General features: G+C 66.4%; 4 protein-coding genes. All 4 read left to right on the top strand.

Annotated features, from left to right (window positions below):
* Positions 1-524, top strand: a 524-nt coding sequence (locus tag V0R62_RS26410) for a TetR/AcrR family transcriptional regulator (protein ID WP_330105792.1), incomplete at its 5' end; no start/stop codon positions are given.
* 149 nt (positions 525-673) lie between these two features.
* Complete coding sequence (locus V0R62_RS26415) at positions 674-3,079, top strand: glucose/quinate/shikimate family membrane-bound PQQ-dependent dehydrogenase (RefSeq protein ID WP_330105793.1); 2,406 nt, start codon at positions 674-676, stop codon at positions 3,077-3,079.
* 94 nt (positions 3,080-3,173) lie between these two features.
* Positions 3,174-4,433 carry a carbohydrate porin gene (locus tag V0R62_RS26420; RefSeq protein WP_330105794.1) on the top strand — a complete coding sequence of 420 codons (1,260 nt, stop codon included), beginning with the start codon at positions 3,174-3,176 and terminating at the stop codon, positions 4,431-4,433.
* Between the two features lie 257 nt (positions 4,434-4,690).
* Positions 4,691-6,074 (top strand): APC family permease (locus V0R62_RS26425; protein ID WP_330105795.1); only part of this gene is annotated, 1,384 nt, incomplete at its 3' end.

The raw sequence follows: 6,074 nt of genomic DNA on the forward strand, positions 1-6,074 counted from the left end.
GCCACCAGTTCGCCGAAAAGGGCTTTGCCGCCGTGGTGATGGACGAACTGTGCGCCGAGGCCGACCTCACCCGCGGGGCCCTGCACCACCATTTTGGCGGCAAGGCTGGGCTGTTCACCGCTGTGGTGCAGCACCTGCTCGAGGAGATCAACCAGGCGATCGATGCCCGCTACGCCACTCATGACGACCCGTGGGAGGGCTATATCGACACCTGCCTGTACTACTACGACCTGCTGCACGAGCCGGCCCTGCGCCGCATCCTGCTGCAAGACGCCCCCGGGGTGCTCGGCCCTCGGCTGCGCGAACTGGAGGAAGCCAGCTACATCGGGCCCATGGCCCAAGGGCTGGTGGAGTTGCAGCAGGCCGGCAGGCTGCGCGCCTTCGACGCCGTGGCCATGGCCCACCTGATCAATGGCGCGATGGGCGACAGCGGCATGTGGGTGATTGCCCAGGACGATCCGCAGGCGGCGGCGGAGCGGGTCAAGGGGGCGTTGCGCTGTTTGCTGGAGGGGTTGCAGGTTTGAGCGCTTACTCATCACTACAGGGGTAAGCGCCGCTCCCACACGGGGAAACGCACAGCCTATAGGATCTTGCACGAAACAAAATGTACTAACTTGTTAATTAGCTTGCTAAGGGCTTAAACTTCTCGCATTCCACCTGCGAGATCCCTGGCATGAAAGACTCACCCCGCGCCGCTGGCGCCTCAACCTTCGTCCTGGTCGGCCTGGGCGTCGTCATCGCCCTGCTCGGCCTGCTCCTGGCCGCCGGCGGCATCAAGCTGGCCGGCCTGGGCGGTTCCTGGTACTTCCTGGTCGGCGGCATGACCATGGCCATCGCCGGCCTGCTCATCGCCCGCCGCAAGCCGGCTGGCGCCTGGCTGTACGCGGTGTTTCTCGCCGGCACCGCCGTCTGGGCCGTGGCCGACGCCGGGCTGGTGTTCTGGCCGCTGTTCTCGCGGCTGTTCATGTTCGCCGCCATCGGCCTGGTGGTGGCGCTGGTGTATCCGCAACTGGTCCTACGCCCTGCGCGTGGCGCCTATGGCGTCGCCGGCCTGCTGGGCGTGGCGCTGGTGATCGCCGCCGGCAACATGTTCGTCGCCCATCCCAGCGTCGCCCCCACCGGCAAGGGCCCGGGCCTGACGCCAGTGGAACCCGGCCAGCAGCAGAAGGACTGGGCCCACTACGGCAACACCGAGGGCGGCAGCCGCTTCGCCGCGCTGGACCAGATCAACCGTGGCAACGTCGACCAGCTCAAGGTGGCCTGGACCTACCACACCGGTGACGTCGCCCTCAGCGACGGCAATGGCGCCGAAGACCAGCTCACCCCACTGCAAGTAGGCGACAAGGTGTTCATCTGCACCCCGCACAACAACCTGATCGCCCTCGACGCCGACACCGGCAAGGAGCTGTGGAAGAACGCCATCAATGCCCAGTCCAAGGTCTGGCAACGCTGCCGTGGCCTGGCCTACTTCGACGCCGGCGCGCCGATCGTCCAGCCGTCACAGCCCGACAGCACCCCGGTCAGCGTGGCCCGCGTGCCAGCCAGCGCCAACTGCCAACGCCGCCTGCTGACCAACACCATCGATGCCCGCCTGATCGCGGTCGATGCCGACACCGGCGCGTTCTGCGAAGGCTTCGGCGACAACGGCCAGGTCGACCTCAAGGCCGGCCTGGGCAATGTGCCGGACTCTTACTACCAGCTGTCCTCGGCACCGCTGATGGCCGGCACCACCGTGGTGGTCGGCGGCCGCGTCGCCGACAACGTCCAGACTGACATGCCCGGCGGCGTGATCCGTGGCTTCGATGTGATCACCGGCGCCCAGCGCTGGGCCTTCGACCCGGGCAACCCGCAGGACCGCGACGCCCCGCAAGGCGACCGGACCTACGTGCGCAGCACCCCCAACAGCTGGGCACCGATGTCGTACGACCCGGCGATGAACACCCTGTTCCTGCCGATGGGCTCTTCGTCCACCGACATCTACGGTGTCGAACGCAACGCGCTGGACCACACCTACGGCGCTTCGGTGCTGGCCCTGGACGCCACCACGGGCAACCAGAAGTGGGTGTACCAGACCGTGCACAACGACCTCTGGGACTTCGACCTGCCGATGCAGCCGAGCCTGATCGACTTCACCAAGGATGACGGCAACAGCGTGCCCGCGCTGGTGATCGGTACCAAGGCCGGGCAGATCTACGTGCTCGACCGCGCCACCGGCAGGCCGCTGACCCAGGTCGACGAAGTAGCGGTGAAGCCGGGCAACATCCCCAACGAGCCGTATTCGCCGACCCAGCCGAAGTCGGTGGGCATGCCGCAGATCGGCGCGCAGACCCTGACCGAATCGGACATGTGGGGCGCCACCCCGTACGACCAGCTGCTGTGCCGCATCGACTTCAAGAAGATGCGCTACGACGGCCTGTACACCGCGCCCGGCACCGACCTGTCGCTGAGCTTCCCGGGCTCGCTGGGCGGCATGAACTGGGGCAGCCTCTCCACCGACCCGGTGCATGGCTTCATCTTCGTCAATGACATGCGCCTGGGCCTGTGGATCCAGATGATCCCGTCGCAGAACCAGGGCGCGGCGGCGGGCGGCGGCGAGGCGCTGAACACCGGCATGGGCGCGGTACCGCTCAAGGGCACGCCATACGCGGTGAACAAGAACCGCTTCCTGTCGGTGGCCGGTATTCCGTGCCAGGCGCCGCCGTTCGGCACCCTCACTGCCATCGACATGAAGACCCGGCAGATCGCCTGGCAGGTGCCGGTCGGCACCGTCGAGGACACCGGTCCCCTGGGTATCCGCATGCACCTGCCGATCAAGATCGGCCTGCCGACCCTCGGCGGCACCCTGTCCACCCAGGGTGGCCTGGTGTTCATCGCCGGCACCCAGGACTTCTACCTGCGCGCCTACGACAGCGGCAACGGCAACGAGATCTGGAAGGCCCGCCTGCCGGTCGGCAGCCAGGGCGGCCCGATGACCTACGTGTCGCCGAAAACCGGCAAGCAGTACGTGGTGGTCACCGCCGGTGGTGCGCGCCAGTCGACCGATCGTGGCGACTACGTCATTTCCTACGCCCTGCCGTAAATCGCCGGCCTCATCGCGGGGCAAGTCGCAGCGGCGGTGCGCCGATGCGACTTGCCCCGCGATGGCTTCTACCCTTGAGTCCAGGAATATCGCAATGCGCTCCCGCCTCCCCTCCACACTGCTGCTGGCCTTGGCCAGCACCACCGCCCTCGCCGACGGCGACCTGCTCACCCGCAACACTCTGACCGGCGATTGGGGCGGCCTGCGCCACCAGCTCGCGGCAGACGGCATCACCTTCAGCGGCGACTACAGCGGCGAGACCGCCTACAACGCCCATGGCGGCCTGCACCGCTCGGCCCGCTACTCGCAGAACCTCAAGCTCGGCGTGCAGTTCGACCTGTCGAAGCTGTACGGCCTGGACAACGGCGGCAAGGTCCAGCTGACCGTCAACGACCGCCGCGGCAACAGCGCCTCGGAGGACCTGGTGGGCAACCGCCTGCCGATCCAGGAAAACTACGGCGGCCTCTACACCCGCCTGACCGAGCTCAGCTACGAGCGCAACCTGTCGCCCACGCTTAACTTCAAGCTCGGCTACATGGCCATGGGCAATGATCTCGGCGGCCTGGACAGCGGCATCCTGTGCAACTTCATGAACGCCGGCTTCTGCGGTCACCCGCTGAACATGTCCGGCGGCAGTGGCTGGACCAACTACCCCAACGCCCACCTCGGCGCGCGGGTGAAATATGACCTGACGCCCGACTGGCAACTGCGGGTGGCGGCGTTCAATGTCGATCCCGAGAGCAACGGCAATGCCAGCCGGGCCTGGCACCTGGGGCCCAAGCACACCACCGGCACCGTGGTCCCGGTGGAGCTGGTGTACAAGCTGCGCGGCGAACTGCCGGGCGAGTACAAGCTCGGTTACTACTACGACAGCTCGAACGTAAAGCGCATCGGCAGCAACGAGGAAGTCGCCGGCCGTGGCGGGCATTACCTGCTGGTCGACCAGGCCATGTGGAACGACCCGGTATTGCCCGGGCGCAGCCTGCATGCCTTCGGCCAGTACTCGGCCTCGAGCAAGGCCGCCTCGCCGTTCACCAAGTGGTATGGCGCGGGGGTGGTTTTGTACAAACCGTTCGAAGGCCGGCCGCGGGATACCGTCGCGCTGGGGTATGGCCGCGCAGTGCCGAATCCACGCAGCCGCGCGGTGCTGGAAGATGCGACTGTCGATGCCGGGCAGCCCTTCCCGAACCTCGACAGCGCCGAGCAACTGGTCGAGCTGAGCTATGGCTACCAGGCCACCGCGTGGCTGAACCTGCGACCGGATGTGCAGTACATCATCGAGCCGGGGGCGTTTTCCGGGAAGGCCATCGACAACGCGCTGGTGTTCGGCTTGCAGGTCAAGGCGACCTTCTGACCACAGAATTGGCGAGCTCTGTAGGAGCGGCCTTGTGCCGCGAAAGGGCTGCGCAGCAGCCCCTGGGTTTTAGCGTTATAGCATCAACCGCCGGGGCTGCCATGCAGCCCTTTCGCGGCACAAGGCCGCTCCTACAGGTCGGCGTTGACGCGCATAGCTTTTTCCTGCCCAGCAACCACATATTTACTAATTTCCCCGCCCCGCCCCCTGTCCCAGTATCTGGCGCAACTACAACAACAAAGAGCGGGGAAACTGTCATGAGTGCAAGTGCGTCCGTGCCTGCCAGCGTGCAGCACGATCAAGCCGGCTTTCGCCGGGTCCTGGGGCTGGGGTCGCTGCTGGCGGTGGCCGTGGGCCTGGTGGTGTCGCAAGGGGTGATGGTGATGATGCTACAGGGGGTCGGCGCCGCCGGCCTGGGCTTCATCGTGCCGTTGGGGCTGGCCTACCTGCTGGCCCTGAGCTACGCCTTTTCCTTCTCCGAACTGGCCCTGCTGGTGCCACGCGCCGGCAGCCTGTCGAGCTACACCGAAGTGGCGCTGGGGCACTTCCCGGCGATCCTGGCGACCTTCTCCGGCTACGTGGTGGTGGCCATGTTCGCCCTGTCGGCCGAGCTGCTGTTGCTCGACCTGATCGTCGGCAAGGTCTACCCCGGGGTGTTCCCGCAATACTCGGTGGCCTTTGGCGTGCTCGCACTGTTCACCGGCCTCAACCTGATGGGCATCGACATCTTCGCCAAGCTGCAAAGCGCCATGGCCGTGGTCATGGTGATCGTACTGCTGATCCTCGGCGTCGCCGCGATCAGCGAAGGGCATGCCGAAGGGGTCACCACCACCCTGCTGCAGGGCGACTGGAACCCCATGGGCGCCGGTGTGCTGGCGCTGACCGCCATGGCCGTGTGGGGCTTCGTCGGCGCCGAGTTCGTCTGCTCGCTGGTGGAAGAAACCCGCAAGCCCGAGCGCAACATTCCGCGTTCGATGATCATCGGCCTGACCGTGATCTTCGCCACCATCGGCCTGTACGGCCTGGGTGCATTGTTCCTGATACCCCGCGAAGCCCTGAGCAGCGACGCCCTGCCCCACTACCTGTTCGCCACCACGGTGTTCGGCAAGACCGGCGAGGTGTTCCTGGTGATCGCCGCGGTGACCGCCACCTGCAGCACCCTCAACACGTCGCTGGCGGCCATTCCGCGCATGCTCTACGGCATGGCCTGCAACGGCCAGGCGTTCCCCCAGTTCAAGCAGCTCAGCCCGCGGGCGCGCACGCCCTGGGTAGCCGTGCTGTTCGTGGCGGCGATCACCGGCCTGCCGATCCTGCTGATGGGGCAGGACGCCGCGGCGATCAACCTGTTGCTGCTGGCCGCCGCGCTGGCCTGGCTGCTGGCGTACATCATCGTGCACCTGGACGTGATCGCCCTGCGCCATCGCTATCCTCATCTGGAGCGGCCATTCCGTACACCGTTCTACCCACTGCCGCAGCTGTTCGGCATTGCTGGGATGCTGTACGCGATCTGGCATGCCTCGCCCAGCCCGGAGATGAACCTGAAGGTCTTCGGTACGGCGGGGGTGGTACTGGCAGTGGTGTCGCTGATTGCCGTCGTGTGGATCAAGGGGGTAATGAAGAAACCGTTGTTCAGGCCTGAGC

Source organism: Pseudomonas carassii (assembly GCF_036324045.1).
Taxonomy (GTDB): Bacteria; Pseudomonadota; Gammaproteobacteria; order Pseudomonadales; family Pseudomonadaceae; genus Aquipseudomonas; species Aquipseudomonas peradeniyensis.